This window comes from Pseudarthrobacter sp. N5 (genome assembly GCF_050157035.1).
Classification (GTDB): domain Bacteria; phylum Actinomycetota; class Actinomycetes; order Actinomycetales; family Micrococcaceae; genus Arthrobacter.
Genome location: NZ_CP189593.1, coordinates 2,659,194 through 2,679,298 on the forward strand (window position 1 = coordinate 2,659,194; position 20,105 = coordinate 2,679,298).

Below are 20,105 nucleotides of genomic sequence, written 5' to 3' on the forward strand. Positions count from 1 at the left end.
GCCCTGCCTGCGGCTAGGAACGGCACGTGATCAGCGGCCGGGAACCGGCGACGCGACCACCGCCACATTCTTGCCCCACGGATCCTCTGTGTAGCAGCTGATCAGGACCAGTCGATTGGGGACCACAGCCCAGATGGGACTGTCCTTTAGGGTCGATTTCGTATAGGTGGTGACTGAATCCACCCTGTAGGTCATGGCCCCTGTTTCGGTGCCGACTGTGAACTCGTCCCCGGGGGAAGCGGCCGAGCTCAGGTGGTTGAAGGGTGCGTCGAGGCCCTCCCAGCTGTGGCCGATAACGTAGGTGGTATTCGCGGACCCTGCTCCCGGCGCACCGAAGGGTGAGAGCCAATAACCGTCCATCGTCTCGGGCGGCGCGATGCTCCGGTTTTCAACGTCGCCGCCGTCTGGCTGCAACTGATGCACCACTACGTCCATGCCTGCCGCCTGGTACGTGATGCGTCGGGGAGCGGAAGCGGGGGGACCTGTAACCGCCGGCTGGGCGGCAGCTGGCCCGGTAGCTGCGGCCTGCACCGCCGCCTCGTCGCGCCCAGGGGATGCCAGAGGTGACGCCGTCGCCCGCAGTTCCCCCGGGTCACTCAGGAGAGGAGTTCCAGCTGATACTTCCGCGCCGAACGCCGCGTGAGGGTTGCCAGGTCCGGATGCGCCGTAAACCAGCCAGGCCACCAGCAACCCAAGGACGCAGGTCGACAATACGAGAAAATCCCGATAGCCCAACAGCAGGCCAGGGGTGCCGGCTCCCTGCAGCTTCCTGGTCCGGTGGCGACTGGCCATGAGTGCTCCTGTAGAAGAGGAAACGGGAAGCGGGTGCCGAGTTGGCGTTTCACGGCACCCGCTCCGAGTCTTTGCTTAGCCGTTAGCGTTCCTGGCCCGAACCCCGCTCCTCCAGAGCACGAGCGCGGCTACAGCCGTGAAGAGGCCGGTCAATGCGGCAAGCCACGCTGGGATGCCGGCATCAGATTTGCCGCCTACAGCGGTCTGGACGTTGTAACCCACATTTGTGGCTGCAGCCGCTGGAGCGGCCCCTGCGGACACTGCAGTTGTGGCGGCCGATACGACCGGAGGCACAACCACAGCGGGCGTCACGACCACAGGCGGATCGACGACCGCCGGCACCACAGCGGGCGTCACGACCACCGGCGGATCGACGACCGCCGGCACCACAGCGGGCGTCACGACCACCGGCGGATCGACGACCGGCGGCACAACCACCGGCGGCACAACCACAGGCGGATCGACAACCGGCGGCACAACCACCGGCGGCACAACCACCGGCGGCACAACCACCGGCGGGACGACAACGGCAACGCAGTCATTGTTGAGGAGCGCAATGTTTCCAGGCGTCAGGTTCTGGCCGTCCGGCATGATGTCGCCTGCGTTTTGGGGAACTATATCGCCGGTATCTCCGGCATGTGCCGATAGCGCGCTCAGGTTGATGGTCTCAGCGACATAAGGGTTAGCTGCCGAGCCCGTGGCATGGCAGATCGTGATCTTTCCCGGGGGTGCGGCGTTCGCCGACACCGTGGCGCCAAGCAATCCAAGGCCCACAACCCCGAGAGTGGCAATAGCTCGTCTCATTTTCGGTCCCTCCATACCAATCCGATTCGAACTGACCAGACCTTGCGGAGTAACCGTCTTCGGAACGTAGAAAGACCACTATTTGAGACCTCAAACAGCGAGATGAATGGTGACAGTTACTCCCCGGACGGTGTCATCAGTTCGCTTGCTTTCTCAGGCTAGGGTGCCGTCCCGTCGTAGTCCCGAGTAGAAGGTACGCGTTTACTCGCATCGACTCAGCCATCCATTACTTGTTTCCGGGGTATTTACACTCGCCTGCATGGAGTGGACTACTTGGACGCACTTCCAGTGCACGGAGTTGCGTCCTGAGGAGGACAAGCCAGTGATGCGCCGGGACAAAAAATGGATGCCCGCCCACTTGCGTAACAAGTGGACGGGCATCCATCGATTCGATGCCGAGGGCGCGGCACGGTCCGCGGGTCCCTTACGCTTCGGCAGGTTCCTCATACTTGGGGAACACGGGGGAAGGTGCGGGCAGCACCGTTCCCGCAACAACCGGCGTCGCGATGGCAGCAAACCGGCGTGCGTCGCCTTCCGGCTGACCGAGCGTGTCCAGCAGGGCGGCAGACGCCGTCGGCATGACCGGCTGGGCCAGAATCGCAACGATGCGCAGCACTTCCAGCGTCACGTACAGCACGGTGTTCATGCGTTCGACGTCGGTCTTGCGCAACACCCAGGGAGCCTGCTCGGCGAAGTAGGCATTGGTGTCGCCAAGCACGCCCCAGATGGCTTCGAGGGCGCGGCTGAACTCCTGCTTGTCGAACGCTGCGCGCGCCGTGTCCAGGAGTCCGTTGACCTGGGCCAGCAATACCGAATCCTTTGCGCTGAACTCGCCCGGAGCCGGAATCTTCCCCTCGCAGTTCTTGGCCACCATGGCGAGTGAGCGCTGAGCCAGGTTGCCAAAGTTGTTTGCCAGATCAGAGTTCATCCGGCCAACAATGGCCTCGTGGTTGTAGCTGCCATCGGCGCCGAAGGGCACCTCCCGCAGGAAAAAGAAGCGGACCTGGTCCAGCCCGTACTGTGCCACGAAATCTTCCGGAGCCACCACGTTTCCGAGCGACTTGGACATTTTGACACCGTTGTTGTGCAGGAAGCCGTGGATCATGACCCGCTTGGGCAGCTCCAGGCCGGCGCTCATCAGGAAAGCTGGCCAATAGATGGCGTGGAAACGGGAAATGTCCTTGCCGATGACATGGACATCCGCCGGCCAGAACTTCCTGAACGAATCCGACTCCTCATCCGGGTAACCCACACCGGTGAGGTAGTTGGTCAGGGCATCCACCCACACGTACATCACGTGTTTGTCGTTGCCCGGAACCGGGACGCCCCAGTCAAAGGTGGTACGGCTGATGGACAGATCCTCCAGGCCGCGCTTTACGAAGCTGATGACCTCATTGAAGCGGGACTGCGGGGCACCGAATTCCGGCTGCGCCTCGTAGAGTGCAAGCAGTTTGTCCTGGTAGGCGGAAAGCCGGAAGAAGTAGCTCTCTTCCGCCGTCCACGTCAGCTCGGTGTCGGTTTCGCGGGAGTACCGGACACCGTCCTCCTTGACCACGGTGTCGTCCTCGACGTAGTAGGCCTCATCGCGGACGGAATACCAGCCCTCGTACTTGTCCAGGTAGATATCGCCATTCGCTTCCATCTTCTTCCAGATGGCCTGCGAAGCGGCGTAGTGGTCGGCGTCGGTGGTGCGGATGAAGCGGTCGTAGGAAATGCCCAGGGCGGCGTGCGCCGCCTTGTAGATCTCAGAGTTACGGTCCACCAGCTCCTTCGGCGTGATGCCTTCCTTCTCGGCTGCCTGCGCGATTTTCATGCCGTGCTCGTCCGTGCCGGTCAGGAACATCACCTCGTGCCCATCCAGCCGCTTGAAGCGTGCCATTGCATCGGTGGCGATGTACTCATAGGCGTGGCCGATGTGCGGCACGCCGTTGGGGTACGTGATGGCCGTGGTGATGTAGAACGGGGGCTTGTCTGGTGAAGTCACTGGCGGGAAGTTACCTTTAGTGCGAAGGGATGGCGGAGCCCGCCTGCGCGGACCCGGATGTTCAGGCGACAGGGCCTTGGGCTAATCTAGATCAGTTCGGTCAGGGTATCGCTCAGCCGGACAAGTTCGTGGTCATGTGAAGCCACCAGCACGGCAATTCCGTCCGACGTTGTGTCTTTGAGGATACTGATGATGCGGTTCGCCGAGGTCCGGTCCAGGCTCGCTGTCGGCTCATCCACCACCAGGACCCTGGTGCCCAGGATCAGGGCACGGGCAATCGCCACCCGCTGGCGTTCGCCACCGGACAACTGGGCAGGACGGTGCCGCATACGGCGGCCCAGGCCCACAAGGTCCAGAAGGTCCTTGGCCATGTCGCGTCGCTGGTCCACCTCGCCGTCAGGCACCGCCGGAAGCAGCACATTCTCCAGCGCGCTCATGCCGTCGATCAGGGCGCCGCCCTGGTCGACATAACCGATCAATGCACGGCGGCGGTCAGCGATTTCGTCGTCACCCATGCTTTCGAGCGAGTCACCCTCCCAGAAAACCCGGCCCGACGTCGGCAGCGTAAGTCCCGCACCAACGGTCAGGATGCTGGTCTTGCCCGAACCGCTGCGGCCCGCGACGCAATGCATCTCGCCGGCATGCAGGGTCAGGTTGAAGCCGTCCACCACACTCACGGCCTCCGACCCGCCCTTCCCACCGCCATAGTGGATGCTGATGTTGCTGAGCTCGAGGGGTTTCTCGTGCTCGGAAGCCTTGACGATGGTATTGGCGCGGGTCTGGAGAGAACCGTCGCCGGCGTCGGTGTTGCGAACCCGGTGAAGATTCAGCTCGTTAGTCATTGGACCACTTTCGTTGCAATCGGAATCCAGCAAAGTACAGCCAATAGGCCGGCCAGGCCGGCCCATAGCGCGGCATACGGGGCAACCAGCAGGCCGATGCCGAGTGCGCCAAGAACACCCACCGGAAGGGCCACGGTGCCTACCAGTGCGTTTTCAAACAGCCTGACCTGGCCCAGCATGTCCGGGTTCCAGCCCATTGCCTCCAGCGTGCCAAGATACTGGCGTTTGGCCCCGAGCTCAAAACGCCCGGTGACCAAGGTCAGGACCAGTCCCACCGCAACGCCCGAGAGACCCAGGACAATGCTTGGCAGTGCCACGCTGGCTGCCGCCAGGCCGCTCAATGCACTGGCACCGGCGGCACGTGGGATATCGATCAGCAGCGCGATCAGCCCTCCCACGGCGGCACCGAACACACCAACGGCCACGGCCAGTGAAACTGTATTGAATTTGTTGGTGCCCAGCTGCCGGTTGGCGAAAGTCAGCGGCGAGTCAACGGCGATCAGCCCCTCATCATGCTGCGGCTCCTGGTCCACGATTTCGCGGTGACGCAGCTGCTGCGCCGCGAAGTACGCGGCTGCCAGGTAGAGGGCAAGGACTGAGGCCGAGACCAGGACCGTTGCCAGATTCCAGCTCACCAGACTGAGCACGGTGCCTGCTACGGCCAGTAGCCCGGCGCCGACGGCAAATTCCTCCAGAACCCAGGACCGGATCCGCCGCTGGGTCCAGCCCATTGCCCGCAGTATCCCTGCCTCGCGCTTCCGCTGCCTGATGTAACTGACCGTCGATGCACCCGTCAGCAAGGCCGCACCACAGAGGGTGAGAAAGAGCAGGGTGAGGTTGGTGGCTGTCAATGAGCCGGACACAGCATCTGCAGCGTTCTGGCGGACCCACGACTGGCTGACGCTGCCCAGCGCGGATTCCTTGCCGGCGTCATCCTTTGAATATCCCGGAACAAAAATGTTGGCGTCCTCGCGCGCGGAGCCGGCCACGATGGTGGCATCCAGCCCCATCCCACGGATCTCGTCCGCGAGCTTCTCCACCTCGGGCTGAGCCTGCTTCCAGCTACCAGGTGCCTTGGCCCGCACACGGACGGCGTCGATCACGGAGGTGTTCTGTTCGTAACCGCGGGCAGCTGCCAGGCCGTAGTAGTCGGTGATGGCCCCTGCCGACTGGCTGGCCAGGCCGGTGGCGCTGAGCGAGGGCTTGAGCTGGGTTGCCGCGACGTCCTTGCCGTCTGCGTCCTTGGTCAGCGTCAACGGTGACGGATCATAGCCGCCAAGCGGCAGCCGGTTGACGTCTCCGGCTGCTTTCTGGACCGCGGCGGGATCAAAGGTCCCGTAGACCATGGCCAGCGGGGGGGCAAGTTTCTTGCCGGTTTCAAGTCTTTCCCGGTACGAGCGTTCGTCCACGGGCTTCCGCTGGGTCTGGTCCACGGGCGCGCCGCCGGCACCCTTTTCGGGCAGCCGGTTTACCGTGACCCAGTCGCGCGCGGTGGCCGTCTTATCCACTGCTCCGTTTCCTGCGGTTGAGCCATCAGTGTATTTGGGGGCGGAGGCGAAGTCCGTGGTCCACTTGGCCGGGTTGTACAGCCCCTGGCTGAAGTTCCCGAGGTTCCCCAGCAGCTGGGAGTAGTCAGTTGATCCAGGCCACGACAAGGCGAACGGTGATTTGGAGACGAACGGCAGATAGTCCTTATCCAGCGACCGGGACACGGTTCCCACGTCCTTGACCACCTTGCCGGACGCGTCAATTTCCTCGATCTTGACCAAGTACTTGAGGTCGAGGGAGGTGCCGGACCGGACGATCAGCGGGATAGCTTGCGAATCATTGGTGAGCTGGCCGTCGCGCTTGGCCTGCTGGTACTGCGTCATCAGCGGCGCCCAGTACTTGAGCTTCACACCCAGGAAATCCGGACCCTCCGCCAGCTCCTTCATACCGATGCCGTTGGTGAAAAGGCTCTCAAAATGGCGCCCGATTGCACCCGCGTTGCGGGCATCAGCGGGCGGTGCCTTTTCCAGCGGGGCCAGAAAATCCCCCGCGGCGCCCAACAGGGCACGTTCTGAGACGGGATCGACGGCGACGACGGACTCCGTCACCTCGGGAGCCAGCGGCAGCGAGACAGACAGATTGAAGAGGTTGTGTTCGGAGCCGCCGGCCGGGGCGGGAAACTTGATGCCGGTCTCATCTGCCGGGCCGGCGACGCGGATGCTCCTGCCGCCGGCCGCCTGTTCCTCGACGAGCTTGGCTTTGCCCAGCGAACCCTCCGCAGTGGACTTGAACAGCGTCTTCTCCGAGGCACCGTCCGAGCTGACTGCGCTGGCGGTGAGCCGGTACTTCTTTGTTGAATCGCCCAGTACGGACTGGGCTGCCGGCCATTTGCCGGGATCCGTTCCACCGGGCTGGTCTGCGGTAGCCGTACCTACCAGGCTGGCGTTGTACCCCAGGTAGTCCATGGCGTCGAGCCGAGGGGCTTCCAGGTTCTGGGTAACGCGGGAGACCAGGCTGATGGGAGCGGCAACGGAGGTGCCGGACAGTCCACGGATGCTGTTGAGCTGGTCAAAGCTGATGCCACCCTGACCGGTGGCGATTTCCGGTTGCATCAGGGAAGCGGACTTGGAACTGGCCTGGACCAGCACATCATAGAGACCACGTGAATTTTGGTCCACCGTCCGGTTCAGCGCCGCCTGTGACTGTCCTTGGACAATCACAGACAAGCACATGGTGGTGATCAAAATGGCCGCGGTCAACAGCAGCACTCTGCTTCTGATGAATCGCTGGACGGCGTTCATTGGGCTCCCTGAAACGTGGATTGCGTGCGCACACCACTTTCCACTCCTGACGGATGTGAAGGCGTCCCCTGCCGGGTGTGCAAAAAGTATTGGCCGGCCTGCCGGCGTGATCCTGAATTCGGACCAAGCCATTGTAGGCAGACCGGCCAATCATACGTGGCCGAAGTTACAACTCTGTCACCGGGTGTTCCCTGACCTGTTGGGACTTCAATCCTCGAGATCCACTTCGCGCACCATCTCGGCACCGATGCCGGCCTTGATGGCGTCGAGCACCTGCTGCGGCACTGAGCTGTCGATCGTCAGGAGAGCCAGTACCTGGCCGCCCTCGGCCTGGCGGGCCACCTGCATGCCGCCGATGTTGATGTTGTTCATGCCCAGGATATGTCCGATGGTGCCGATGACGCCCGGCCGGTCAGCGTACGAGACGACCACGAGGTGTTCGCTGATGGGGATTTCAACGTCATAACCGTTGACGCCTACGAGCTTTTCGACCTGCTTGGGACCGGTCAGGGTGCCGGCAACCGAAATCTGGCTGCCGTCGCTCAGCGCGCCCCGAATCGTCAGGACATTGCGGTAGTCCTCGGCCTCCGGCGTGGTGATCAGGCGTACGTTGATGCCCCGCTGCTCGGCAATTACGGGCGCGTTGACGTAGGAGACCTGCTCCGTCACCACATCGGCAAAAATGCCCTTGAGCGCAGCCAGCTCCAGGACCTTGACATCGAGCGAAGCGATTTCTCCGGCAACCTCAACATCGATCTGGGTCAGTGAGGCATGGGTCAGCGCGGTGAAGATACGGCCCAGTTTTTCGATCAGCGGAATGCCGGGGCGCACATCCGGTGCGATGATGCCGCCGGCCACGTTCACGGCGTCCGGTACGAGTTCTCCGGCGAGGGCTAGCCGGACCGACCTGGCAACCGAGACGCCGGCTTTCTCCTGGGCCTCATCCGTGGAGGCGCCCAGGTGCGGTGTGACCACTACGTTGTCCATGCCGAAGAACGGCAGATCGGTGCTTGGCTCCTTGACGAAGACATCGACTCCGGCACCGGCGATCTCGCCATTCTGGAGGGCTGTGTGCAGGGCTTCCTCGTCCACCAGGCCGCCACGGGCAACGTTGATGACGTAGGAAGTCGGCTTCATCTTCTTGAATGCCTCGGCGCCCAGCATGCCAACCGTCTCCGGGGTTTTTGGCATGTGGATGGTGATGAAGTCCGACTGCTCCAGGAGTTCGTCGAGCGTCACCAGCTTCACGCCGAGCTGGGCGGCCCGGGCGGAGGTGATGTAGGGATCGTAGGCGAGGATCTGGGTTTCGAAACCCTGGAGGCGTGCTGCGACGAGCGCGCCGATGCGGCCCAGTCCGATAATGCCGATCTTCTTCTCGAAAAGTTCGATCCCGGTGTACTTGGAGCGCTTCCACTCGCCGTTCTTCAGTGCGGAGCTGGCCTGCGGAATATGGCGGGCGAGGCTGAGGATGTGGCCCACTGTGAGTTCGGCAGCGGAGATAATGTTCGACGTCGGCGCGTTCACCACCATAACGCCGGCCTGTGTGGCAGCTTTGATGTCCACGTTGTCCAGCCCCACTCCGGCACGGGCGATAATTTTCAGGTTCCTGGCTGCGGCGATGGCTTCCGCGTCGACCTGGGTTGCTGAGCGGACCAGGATGGCGTCAACGTCAGCAATGGCAGAGAGCAACTGGGATCGGTCGGCGCCGTCGGTCTGGCGGATCTCGAAATCCGGGCCAAGGGCGTCGATTGTGGCGGGCGAAAGTTCCTCAGCGAGGAGTACTACAGGCTTGGTGCTTGTCACCGGTGACCTCTTTAGCTCTCTTGTATTCAGGTGGGGATTTTGGTGAAACAGGAATGCGGCGGAACAGGACCGCAGTGAGGCCGGGCCCGGAATGATGTGGGCCCGGCCTCGCTGCGGGACGGTACTAGCGGGCGACAGAGCCCTCGGTGTAGTCGTCGTTGGTCTTAATCCAGGAGAAGAGCTTGCGCAGTTCGCGGCCGGTGGCCTCGATCGGGTGGTCTTCACCCTTCCTGCGCAGGGCAGCGAACTCCGGGGCTCCGGCGTCCTGGTCATCGATGAAGCGCTTGGCGAAGGCACCGTTCTGGATGTCCGCGAGGACAGCCTTCATGTTTTCCTTCACGTCCGGGGTGATGACGCGCGGGCCGGAGACGTAGTCGCCATACTCAGCCGTATCGGAGACGCTCCAGCGCTGCTTGGCGATGCCGCCCTCAACCATCAGGTCAACGATCAGCTTGAGCTCGTGCAGCACCTCGAAGTACGCGACCTCCGGCTTGTAGCCGGCTTCGGTCAGGACCTCGAAACCGTACTGGACGAGCTGCGAAGCGCCGCCGCAGAGGACGGCCTGCTCGCCGAAGAGGTCCGTTTCGGTCTCTTCGGTGAAGGTGGTCTCGATGACACCGGCGCGGGTGCCGCCGATTGCCTTGGCGTAGGACAGAGCCAGTTCGCGGGCCTTGCCTGACGGGTTCTGCTCCACGGCGATCAGGTCAGGCACACCGCGGCCGGCTTCGAATTCGCGGCGCACAATGTGCCCCGGGCCCTTCGGTGCGACCAGGGCAACGTCAACGTCTGCCGGCGGCTGGATGTAGCCGTAGCGGATGTTGAAGCCGTGACCGAAGAACAGGGCGTCACCGGCCTGCAGGTTCGGGGCGATGTCCTCGGCGTACACATGGCGCTGGACCTGGTCCGGAGTGAGAACCATGATGAGGTCCGCTTCGGCAACGGCTTCCGCCACGTTCAGGACGCGCAGCCCCTCCGCCTCGGCCTTGGCGCGGGACTTGGAGCCTTCCTTCAGGCCGACGCGGACGTCAACGCCGGAATCGCGCAGGCTGAGGGCGTGGGCGTGGCCCTGGGAGCCGTAACCGATGACGGCAACGGTGCGGCCCTGGATGATCGACAGGTCGGCGTCGTCGTCGTAAAACATTTCAGTCACTTGGGTGTCTCCTTTTGAGTGGATTCTTGGGTCGTACTTTGGGGTGGAGCTAGTCGGTGGTGTTGCGGTACTGCAGTGGCGTTCCGTGCGGCTCGGGCCGCGCCGCACGCCGTGCCTTACGCCGTCACTTTAGGCAGAGCGCAGGGCCCTGTCACTCATGGAGCGGGATCCCCGTCCAACGGCCAGGGTGCCGGACTGCACAATTTCGCGGATGCCGAAGGGCTCCAGCACTGACAGCAGCGCTGAGAGTTTTTCGGGGTGGCCGGTTGCTTCGATGACGACGGAGTCTGTTGAGACGTCCACCACTGAAGCACGGAACAGGTCTGCAGCCTGGGTCACCTGCAAACGTGTTGCGGCATCCGCACGTACCTTGACCAGGATGTGGTCTCGCTGTACGGAAGATTCGGAAGTCAGTTCAACAATCTTGATCACGTTGACCAGTTTGTTCAGCTGCTTGGTGACCTGTTCAATCAGGTCACCGTCGGCGTCGACGACGACGGTCATCCGGGACATGCCCGGTACTTCAGTCGGGCCAACAGCCAGTGAGTTGATGTTGAACGCGCGGCGGGCGAAAAGGCTCGCCACGCGAGTCAGGACACCGGGTTTGTCTTCGACCAGAACGGAAAGTGTATGGCGGCTCATGTTCAGTCCTCTTCTTCCCATTCCGGGGTCATGTTGCGGGCAACCTGGATCTGGTCATTACTGACGCCTGCGGGCACCATCGGCCACACCATGGCGTTGGGGCTGACAACGAAGTCAATGACCACGGGGCGGTCGTTGATTTCCAGGGCCTTCTGGATGGTGGCATCGATGTCCTCATCGCGTTCGCAGCGGAACGAGGCACAGCCGTAGGCATCGGCCAGCTTGACGAAGTCCGGGATCCGGACGGTGTCATGGCCGGTATTCAGGTCAGTGTTGGAGTAGCGGCCCTCGTAGAAGAGCGTCTGCCATTGCCTGACCATGCCCAGCGAGGAGTTGTTAATGATGGCAACCTTGATCGGGATCTTGTTGATCGCGCAGGTGGCCAGCTCCTGGTTGGTCATCTGGAAGCAGCCGTCACCGTCGATAGCCCACACCACGCGGTCCGGTTCGCCCACCTTGGCACCCATGGCGGCAGGAACGGCGTAGCCCATGGTTCCTGCCCCGCCGGAGTTCAGCCAGGCGTGGGGGCGTTCGTATTTGATGAACTGCGCGGCCCACATCTGGTGCTGGCCCACACCCGCGACGTAGATACCTTCCGGACCGGTGAGCGCACCGATCCGTTCGATGACCCGCTGCGGTGCGCTGAGGCCGTCTTCCGGCTCAGTCCAGCCCAGCGGGTAGGTGTCCCGCAGATTCTTCAGGAACGCCCACCAGTTTTCCAGATCCGGCGTACCGGAAGTTTCGAACTGAGCGCGCACCGCCTCGGTGAGCTCCGGAATGATTTCTTTGACCGAGCCAACAATGGGGACGTCGGCCGTGCGGTTTTTGGAGATTTCCGCCGGATCGATGTCGGCGTGGATGACCTTGGCGTACGGGGCGAAGGATTTCAGGATGCCGGTCACGCGATCGTCAAAACGCGCGCCCAGGGTGATGAGGAGATCCGACTGCTGGAGCGCTGTCACCGCGGAAACCGTGCCATGCATGCCGGGCATACCAACGTGCTGGTCATGCGAATCAGGGAAGGCGCCACGTGCTGTCAAAGTGGTGACCACAGGCGCGCCGGTCAGTTCGGCCAACTCGCGGAGCTCGGCCGAGGCGTGCGCCTTGACCACACCGCCGCCTACATACAGGACAGGTTTGCTGGCTGCGGCAATGAGTTTGGCGGCTTCGCGGACCTGCTTGTTGTGGCCGCGGGTTACCGGCCGGTATCCCGGCAGATCGATTTTCGGCGGCCAGGAGAACGTCATCTGTCCCTGCTGGGCATCCTTGGCGATATCCACCAGCACCGGGCCGGGCCGGCCTGTGGACGCGAGGTGGAAGGCCTCGGCCATAACATGCGGAATATCCTGGGGGTTGGTGACCAGGAAGGAGTGCTTGGTGATCGGCATGGTGATGCCCACAATGTCGGCTTCCTGGAAGGCATCCGTGCCGATCACGGCGCTGGACACCTGGCCGGTAATGGCCACCAGCGGTACGGAGTCCATGTGGGCGTCCATGATGGCGGTAACGAGGTTGGTGGCTCCCGGTCCCGAGGTGGCGATGCAGACGCCAACCCGTCCGGTAACCATGGCGTAGCCTTGCGCGGCGTGGCCGGCTCCCTGTTCGTGACGGACCAGAACGTGGTTGATTCTGGAAGACATCAAGGGGTCATAGGTAGGCAGGATCGCGCCACCAGGCAAACCGAAAATATCGTCCACGCCGAGTTCTTCGAGCGAACGGACAATAGCTTGTGAGCCGGTCATCACCGTTGGGGGTACAACGTTGTTCGGCCCAACTACAGGAGAGACAGCAGCAGTGTCGACGACGGTGTCAGCCGTTCGTTCGACGCGTTCCGGAGCTTTGGGGGCTCCAGCGGACTTTGTAGCCATCAGCGAGGGGCTGATCGGCGATCCTTTGCTCATCGGACTCTTCCTTTGTGGATCTTCGGTGGTTCTTGGAAACTGCGGGAAATAAAAAAACCCCTCAGCCTTGCGGCTCTTCGAGGGGTTGCGCGTGACGGTTCGTTACCAGTCGGGCTATGGAGCCACGCGCTTGGTAAGGACGACGGCTGCATCTGCAGCGGCGCAGCTGGTAACGAATGCAATCATGCGTTCAGTTTTCCCTCTGCGTGAGAACGTGTCAACGAGTCAACCCGTTGTCTCACTATTTGGACCTCATTGTCCACTTGTTGAACGCTGCCTTCCAACCAACTCGCATTAGATGTCGTTATGACAGCTCATAACGACATCTAATGCGAGCCAGTCGGGTTCAGCCGTCCGGCGCGATCTACCCGCAATAGGCGCCGGTGGAAGCGCTGTGCACCAGCTTGGCATACTTGGCGAGCACGCCCTTGGTGAATTTCGCCGGCAGGGGCTCCCAGCCGACCTTGCGGGCTTCGAGCTCGGCTTCGTCCACCAGAAGGTCGAAGGACCGTGCTGCGATGTCGACCCGGATCCGGTCGCCGTCCTTGACGAAGGCGATCGGCCCCCCATCTGCGGCTTCCGGAGCCACGTGGCCCACGCACAGACCCGTGGTTCCGCCGGAGAAGCGGCCATCCGTCAGCAACAGGACATCCTTGCCGAGACCGGCACCCTTGATAGCGCCTGTGATGGCCAGCATCTCGCGCATCCCCGGCCCGCCCTTGGGACCTTCATAGCGGATCACCACAACATCGCCGGCGTGGATCCTGCCGTTATCCAAGGCATCAAGGGCACCCTGTTCACGTTCGAATACCCGGGCTGCACCTTCAAAAACGTCAGCATCGAAGCCAGCGCTTTTGACGACGGCGCCGTCCGGGGCCATAGTGCCGTGCAAGATGGTGATGCCACCGGTTTTGTGGATCGGGTTGTCCAGGGCGCGCAGGATCTTGCCGTCCAGGTCCGGCGGGTTGATGGACGCCAGGTTTTCGGCGAGCGTCTTGCCGGTGACGGTGAGGCAGTCGCCGTGCAGCAGGCCCGCGTCGAGCAGTGCCTTCATGATGACCGGCACGCCGCCGATCCTGTCGACGTCGGTCATAACGTAGCGGCCGAACGGCTTCAGGTCACCCAGGTGCGGGATCTTGTCACCGATACGGTTGAAGTCTTCCAGCGTCAGGTCCACTTCGGCTTCACGGGCGATTGCCAGCAGATGGAGGACCGCGTTGGTGGACCCACCGAAGGCCATGGTGACGGCGATGGCGTTTTCGAACGCCTTCTTAGTCATGATGTCGCGGGCGGTGATGCCCAGGCGAAGCAGGTTGACCACTGCCTCGCCGGACTTGCGGGCGAATTCATCACGACGGCGGTCTGCCGAAGGCGGGGCGGCCGAGCCCGGCAGTGACATACCCAGGGCCTCGCCGATGCAGGCCATGGTGTTGGCCGTGTACATGCCGCCACATGCCCCTTCACCGGGGCAGATGGCGCGCTCGATCGCATCAAGGTCCTTGAGGCTCATCTTGCCGGCGGCGCAGGCGCCCACCGCTTCGAAGGCGTCAATAAGGGTGACTTCCTTTTCGGAGCCATCCTCCAGCTTGACCCAGCCGGGCATGATGGATCCGGCGTAGAGGAACACGCTGGCAAGGTCCAGGCGGGCCGCGGCCATAAGCATGCCCGGGAGGGACTTGTCACAGCCGGCCAGGAGCACAGAGCCATCGATGCGCTCGGCCTGCATGACTGTTTCAACCGAGTCTGCAATTACTTCACGGGAAACAAGGGAGAAGTGCATTCCTTCGTGGCCCATGGAGATGCCGTCCGAGACGGAGATGGTACCGAACTGCATAGGGAAGCCGCCGCCGGCATGGACGCCTTCCTTGGCGCCCTGGGCAAGACGGTTTAGCGAAAGATTGCAAGGGGTGATTTCATTCCACGAGCTCGCAACGCCGATCTGGGGTTTAGCGAAGTCGTCATCGCCCATTCCCACGGCCCGGAACATTCCGCGGGCAGGTGCCGCATGAATGCCGTCCGTGACCACCCGACTCCGGGGTTTAATGTCAGGCTTGCTTTCGGTCGCGATCTGGGTGTCCTCACTCATGGTCAAAGTCTATGACTCCGAACGGGGAGCTAACGACCCGGAACACCGCGTTAAGCGCAAAAACGGGAATATTTCGACCATATAGTGGACCCCCGTCTCACATTACGAGATGATTGGCTCTGGGCCGGGGTGACTATGTTGTTCATCACGGTTACTCGTCACGCAGTTTCACTCCCTCTTCTACCGCCTGCGCTTCCTGCTTAAGCATTAGCAACACCTGCTGGATGGTGGTCCGGGCAGCAACATCGGGCCTGGCCAGCGCCACCACACTTCGCCTGGCTGTGACCCCTTCAAGCGGACGGAGGACGAAGCCCCGTCCCAGGTTTGCCTGCGCCGTGTATCTGGGCAACAGCGACAACCCGTGCCCGGAGCTCACCAGCGCCTCGAGGACCCGCAGATCAGGGAACATCTGGGCACGGACGGCCGTGGCACCGGCCTGGCTCTCGATTTGGCGCAGCACAGTATCAAAGGGAAACCCGTCAGGAACTCCCATCCAGGGGAACCCCACCACGTCCTGGGCCGTGAGGCGGGATTTGGCCGTCAGGACGTGGTTCGAGGGCATCGCCACATCCAAGGGCTCATTCAGCAACGGCACCACCACCAGCCCGCGCCTGGCGAACACATCGGGTCCGTCCACGCTATGTGCCAGAACGAAGTCGTAGTCAGCTGCAAGCCCGGCAAACCCGGCCACCTCCGGATCCTCAAAATGTGCCTCGAGGCTCAGTCCGTCTATCGCCTTTACGCGATGCAACAAACCCGGGAGAAACATTTCGGCGGCGCTGGGAAAGAAAGCAGCCTTGATGTGGGTCTGCCATCCCTGACGGTAAGTATCGATGGTGGCCTCCGCACGGGCCATGGCGGTGGAGACTTCGGCCGCGGCTCCGGCCATGGCCAACCCTGCCTCGGTAAGCCGCACTCCCCTGCCCGACTTTTCGACCAGGACCACACCCAGTTCATCCTGAAGCGTTTTGAGCTGCTGGGACACGGCCGAGGGGGTGACGTTCATCGCCTCTGCGGTGGCACCGACGGTTCCGCGGTCAGCTAGTTCGCGCAGAATCCGCAATCGCTTGAAATCCATGTAGCGAGGCTACGTCACGGCGGAATATTCATTGAATCCTGCTAAATCATGGACCGGGCACCGTGCCGGGACGATTGACAAACCTAGACAGTTCTATTCACACCGACGTAACGTCAAGCAACGGCAATCATGCATCATGGACAGAAGGGCCCTGCTATGGACTGGATCATCTGGATCATTGTCATCGTCTTAATAATTGCCATCGTCTGGTGGCTGCTGAACCGCAACAGCGCAGCCAACTCACTTGGTGGGGGCAGCACGGAGAACGTAGCTGCCTCAGCGTCCAGGGACGGTATGCGCGCCGATGGCGCCCTCTCCGGCGGCGGCGCGGCTGCATCTGCGGCAGCCGCCGGAACGACGGGAATCGCCAGCGCTGCTGGATTCGGCCGTGCCGCTGAACCGGAGGCGCCCACCACGGCCGACGATTCCCGCGCCTGGCCCGAAGCAGGCGCGGACACTAGTCACAGGAGTGCGGACGGTCCGAGCTCGGACAGTACGGTCAGTGCCATCGCGGACACCGCAGATTCCGGCCCGCTGGCGCAGCAGGCTGCAGCGCCGGAGGCCCCTGCGGCGTCCGACAGCGAACTGCCGGCCGCGCAGTCTCCCGATGCGGAGCCGGCCACCGGCGCTGGGGAAGGCACCGACGCTGAGGAATTCGAGATCGAGGCAGATTCCAAGGTTCCGGCAGAATCCAGTGCAGCGTCAGATCAGGACGAGCCGACGGCCGGAGACGTGGATGATTGGCCGGGCGCCGCCGCCCCGGCGGGCGATGCGGAAATTGAGACCGCCCCCCAGGAAAGCGCGGCAGCGAGCCTTCGGTCCGAGGAGGACGAGGCCGAGTGGGAAACCCAATGGTCCGAAGCCGGAAGCACCTCACAGGCATCGTCGGCTGCACCGCCTCTGGCACGGTCGGGATCCGGATCCGGATCCGGCGAAGATGCTGCCGCGGCTCCCGTGCATCACGTGGAGTACACCGAGGCCCACGCACCCACCTTGCCTGGAGCAGAATCAGCGGCCGCCGAGACAGGCCCTGCTGAAACCGGCACTGCGGAAACTACTACTACCGAAGCAGGATGGGGTGAACCGGCCGCTGGCAGTACGGGACCGGCTCCGGCCGCGTGGCCCGCATCCAACGCCGGCTCATCCAGCGCCGCATCACCCACCCAACAAGCCCCGGGCTCCGGCTCCCAGTCCGACATCGTTCCGCCCGCCGTCGATGATGACATCGCCGGACGTTTTGTGGGTGACGCTGCAGTCGAGACGCACGAGCGCACCGAGTCTTCCGCCGCTGCAGAAACGGCGGCGAGTCACAGCACTGAGCCCACCGGCCATCTGGCCACCGATCAGCCGTACGGAGAGGGCTCTGCGGCACCGGCTGCGGACGGCAGCGGACCGGAGGGATTTACGGTCAAGGGCAACGCCGGATCCATGATCTACCACGATGAATCAAGCCCTATCTATGAAGAAACGCGTGCCGAAGTGTGGTTCGAGTCGGCCGCTCATGCAGAAGCTGCCGGATTCCGGGCACCCAGGCGGAACCGCACCTGAAGTCAACTCCCGACGCCGGCATCCGCCGTCGGGACATCAGCACAGAATCCAGCCGAACGGGCGAGCATGTGACAAGCAATAGGGCGGGACTCCGGAAACCTCCGGCGTTTCGCCCTGTTTTTGCGGCCGTAACAGTGGCGCTGATGCTGTCTGCGTGCACGGGGACCGGAGGAAACCTACCCACCGGCAACGGCACCGTCTACAGCCGGGGCGGCCGGGAGCCGCAGATTCTGAAAACCATTGACGCCGGACTCCAGATGCCGTGGGCTACTGTGTTCCTGCCGGACGGGACGGCAGTTATCTCTGAACGGGATTCGGCCCTGTTGAAATCAGTCCGCAACGGACAAGCCGCAACGATCGGCCAGATCCCGGGGGTAAGCCCCGGCGGTGAAGGCGGGCTCCTGGGACTTGCGCTCTCCCCCGGCTACAGCTCAGACAGTTACCTGTACCTGTATTTCACCGCTGCCCAGGACAATCGGATTGCCCGGCTCCGTTTGGAGACCGGGGCGGCCGGGACCCTCATGGCCCGGCCTCCGGAGGTCATCTTTTCCGGCATTCCCAAGGCATCCACCCACAACGGCGGGAGAATCAGGTTCGGCCCCGATGGTTATCTGTATGTGGGTACCGGCGATTCCCAGCGCCGCGAGCAGCCACAGGACCCGGACGCACTTGGCGGCAAGATCCTCAGGCTCACACCGGATGGCCATCCTGCCCCCGGGAACCCCTACGGCGACAACCCCGTCTACAGCCTGGGCCACCGGAACGTCCAGGGACTCGCCTGGGACAGCTCAGGCCGCATGTGGGCCAGCGAATTCGGACCGGATGTGGACGACGAGCTCAACCTGATCCAGCCCGGCGGCAACTACGGTTGGCCGGAGGTCACCGGGGCGCCGAAGCGGGCTGGTTTCCTTGACGCGAAAGTTGTGTGGCCGTCCACAGCCGATTCATCACCCAGCGGGCTGGAAATTGTGGGCAACACTGCCTACGTTGGGGCGCTGCGGGGACAGCGCCTATGGACGGTCCCGCTGGATGGAGAAAATGCCGGGGATCCTGTGGGCTATTTCACACGGGACTACGGGCGGATCAGGGACGTGGCGCTGTCTCCCCACGGCGAGCTTTGGGCCCTTACCAACAACCAAAACCCTGATTTTGTGCTGGTTCTGAAGCTGCCGGAGTAGCCATCCGTCGGCCGCCCCCGGCGATTTCACACGGACAGAATATTCGTGTAGAGTTTCATGTCGTTGCGGAGATCAACGAGGGAAATAAAAAGCCTTCAGAAGAACGAAACAACAGATGCACCTCTAGCTCAATTGGCAGAGCAATTGACTCTTAATCAATGGGTTCCGGGTTCAAGTCCCGGGGGGTGCACCACCTGAGGAACAGCCCCTGACCTGCGGAAACGCGGTCAGGGGCTGTTTCGTTTGTCCTGACGAGTGGCTCAGACCGGCACACTTTGACCCGCCTGTTCCTACGCCTAGGACTGTCTCCGCACCGATCGACGGGAGACGTTTGGCCCTTTTAAACCTGGTCCGGGGCTTCCACACTCAAGCCGGGCTCGCCGTTGGCTACGATGGCTTTCGTCGCAGGAGAGGAAAACCGGCTGGCCAGCTCACGGACCACAGACTGAAGTTCCTGCCTGAGGACATCCGGATCAATGGACGCCGCCGCCAGCACCGACCGTTCCATGTCAACCGCTGCACTCGCTGCTTCACTGCCTTGTTCGGTCAGCGACACCACATGGCTGCGCCGGTCTGAGGTGCTCCGCACGCGCAATATATGGCCGTGGGATTCGAGTCGGCTGAGAGTCTTGCCCATGGTCTGCGCCTGGACCCGGACGAGCTGAGCCAACTGCGCCTGTGTCATGGGGCCGTTAGCGGCGAGAACCTCGATGGCGATGACTCCAGCATGTGTCAGGCCAATGACCCCCAGCTTTTCATTCCAGGAATGTTCAACTAGGCGTGCCGCCGTAGACAAAAGGCGCCCGGTGGGCCAGCGATCCATATCAGGCATACCAGCAAGTATAGCGAAAGGCTGATTCGTACCGGTGCGGCCTGCTTACTAAGCTGGAGTGTCCCGCATACCAACAAGGAGGAACACTTTGGTTGAAAGACTCATCCCGGGTGCCGTGGCACCGGACTTCAGTTTGAAGGATTCCGCAGGAAAAACTGTAAGCCTCAAAGGCAACCGTGGGCGGAGCACGATCGTCTACTTCTACCCGGCCGCGTCTACACCGGCGTGTGCCAAGCAGGCCTGTGATTTCCGGGACACGCTGGCGTCGCTGCAGTCCGCAGGCTACGACGTCCTGGGCATATCACCGGACCCGGTACTTAAGCTCGCTGCCTTCGTGGAAGAGGAAGGCCTCACCTTCCCCTTGTTGTCCGATGAAGACCACGCCGTTGCCGAGTCCTATGGCGCTTGGGGCGAGAAGAAAAACTACGGCCGCACATACCAGGGCCTCATCCGCTCCACCATCGTGGTGGGCGCCGACGGCACGGTGGCCGTTGCGCAGTACAACGTGCGCGCTACCGGCCACGTTGCCAAACTCCGCCGGGATCTGTTGCTGGACGAATAGCGGGAGCTGCACTCGGGCCGTGTCCCTCCCGGCAAAAGGTACAATGGAGGCTGGCATCCGCCGTCGTACGTTTCTGCCGCGCAGACTTCATGCACAGACACGTACCGGCCGCCA

At 62.7% G+C, this 20,105-nt stretch carries 15 protein-coding genes and 1 tRNA gene; 4 read left to right on the plus strand and 12 right to left on the minus strand.

The features are described from left to right. Positions 1–30 precede the first annotated feature (30 nt). From ACQCST_RS12860 to ACQCST_RS12910, 11 genes are all read right to left on the minus strand, one after another. Complete coding sequence (locus ACQCST_RS12860) at positions 31–792, minus strand: class F sortase (protein ID WP_426996151.1); 762 nt, start codon at positions 790–792, stop codon at positions 31–33. Positions 793–867: 75 nt separating this feature from the next. Then, positions 868–1,596, minus strand: coding sequence for a hypothetical protein (locus ACQCST_RS12865; RefSeq protein ID WP_426996152.1), 729 nt, complete (start codon positions 1,594–1,596; stop codon positions 868–870). 424 nt (positions 1,597–2,020) lie between these two features. Then, on the minus strand, positions 2,021–3,580 hold the full coding sequence (metG, locus tag ACQCST_RS12870) for a methionine--tRNA ligase (protein WP_426996153.1): 1,560 nt from the start codon (positions 3,578–3,580) through the stop codon (positions 2,021–2,023). Between the two features lie 86 nt (positions 3,581–3,666). Continuing rightward, positions 3,667–4,422 (minus strand): ABC transporter ATP-binding protein, encoded by a 756-nt coding sequence (locus ACQCST_RS12875; RefSeq protein ID WP_426996154.1) that lies wholly within the window; start codon positions 4,420–4,422, stop codon positions 3,667–3,669. Further along, positions 4,419–7,211, minus strand: a complete 2,793-nt coding sequence (locus ACQCST_RS12880; RefSeq protein ID WP_426996155.1) for an ABC transporter permease — start codon at positions 7,209–7,211, stop codon at positions 4,419–4,421. Before ACQCST_RS12880 ends, ACQCST_RS12875 begins: the two co-directional genes overlap by 4 nt. A gap of 207 nt (positions 7,212–7,418) precedes the next feature. After that, a complete protein-coding gene (gene serA, locus ACQCST_RS12885) occupies positions 7,419–9,014 on the minus strand; it encodes a phosphoglycerate dehydrogenase (RefSeq protein ID WP_426996157.1) in 1,596 nt (531 codons plus the stop codon). A gap of 124 nt (positions 9,015–9,138) precedes the next feature. Beyond that, positions 9,139–10,164, minus strand: a complete 1,026-nt coding sequence (gene ilvC, locus ACQCST_RS12890) for a ketol-acid reductoisomerase (protein WP_426996158.1) — start codon at positions 10,162–10,164, stop codon at positions 9,139–9,141. 129 nt (positions 10,165–10,293) lie between these two features. Beyond that, complete coding sequence (ilvN, locus tag ACQCST_RS12895) at positions 10,294–10,806, minus strand: acetolactate synthase small subunit (protein ID WP_426996159.1); 513 nt, start codon at positions 10,804–10,806, stop codon at positions 10,294–10,296. A gap of 2 nt (positions 10,807–10,808) precedes the next feature. Continuing rightward, positions 10,809–12,707 carry an acetolactate synthase large subunit gene (locus ACQCST_RS12900; protein ID WP_426996160.1) on the minus strand — a complete coding sequence of 633 codons (1,899 nt, stop codon included), beginning with the start codon at positions 12,705–12,707 and terminating at the stop codon, positions 10,809–10,811. Positions 12,708–13,071: 364 nt separating this feature from the next. Beyond that, entirely contained in the window at positions 13,072–14,793 is a 1,722-nt protein-coding gene (ilvD, locus tag ACQCST_RS12905; protein WP_426996161.1) for a dihydroxy-acid dehydratase, read from the minus strand. Between the two features lie 151 nt (positions 14,794–14,944). After that, positions 14,945–15,871 carry a LysR family transcriptional regulator gene (locus ACQCST_RS12910; RefSeq protein WP_426996162.1) on the minus strand — a complete coding sequence of 309 codons (927 nt, stop codon included), beginning with the start codon at positions 15,869–15,871 and terminating at the stop codon, positions 14,945–14,947. 156 nt (positions 15,872–16,027) lie between these two features. On the opposite strand from ACQCST_RS12910, the gene ACQCST_RS12915 reads away from it, so the two are divergent. The 3 genes from ACQCST_RS12915 (at position 16,028) to ACQCST_RS12925 (ending at position 18,790) form a co-directional block, all read left to right on the plus strand. Continuing rightward, the gene (locus ACQCST_RS12915) at positions 16,028–17,419 is read left to right on the plus strand and encodes a hypothetical protein (protein ID WP_426996163.1); all 1,392 of its coding nucleotides are present in this window, start codon (positions 16,028–16,030) and stop codon (positions 17,417–17,419) included. Between the two features lie 143 nt (positions 17,420–17,562). Beyond that, positions 17,563–18,597 (plus strand): PQQ-dependent sugar dehydrogenase, encoded by a 1,035-nt coding sequence (locus ACQCST_RS12920; RefSeq protein ID WP_426996164.1) that lies wholly within the window; start codon positions 17,563–17,565, stop codon positions 18,595–18,597. 117 nt (positions 18,598–18,714) lie between these two features. Further along, positions 18,715–18,790, plus strand: a tRNA-Lys gene (locus ACQCST_RS12925). A gap of 147 nt (positions 18,791–18,937) precedes the next feature. Here ACQCST_RS12925 and ACQCST_RS12930 read toward each other — a convergent pair. Next, on the minus strand, positions 18,938–19,420 hold the full coding sequence (locus tag ACQCST_RS12930; RefSeq protein WP_426999175.1) for a MarR family winged helix-turn-helix transcriptional regulator: 483 nt from the start codon (positions 19,418–19,420) through the stop codon (positions 18,938–18,940). 97 nt (positions 19,421–19,517) lie between these two features. Here ACQCST_RS12930 and bcp point away from each other — a divergent pair, with 97 nt between their 5' ends. After that, complete coding sequence (gene bcp, locus ACQCST_RS12935; RefSeq protein WP_426996165.1) at positions 19,518–19,991, plus strand: thioredoxin-dependent thiol peroxidase; 474 nt, start codon at positions 19,518–19,520, stop codon at positions 19,989–19,991. The last annotated feature ends 114 nt before the right edge of the window (positions 19,992–20,105 follow it).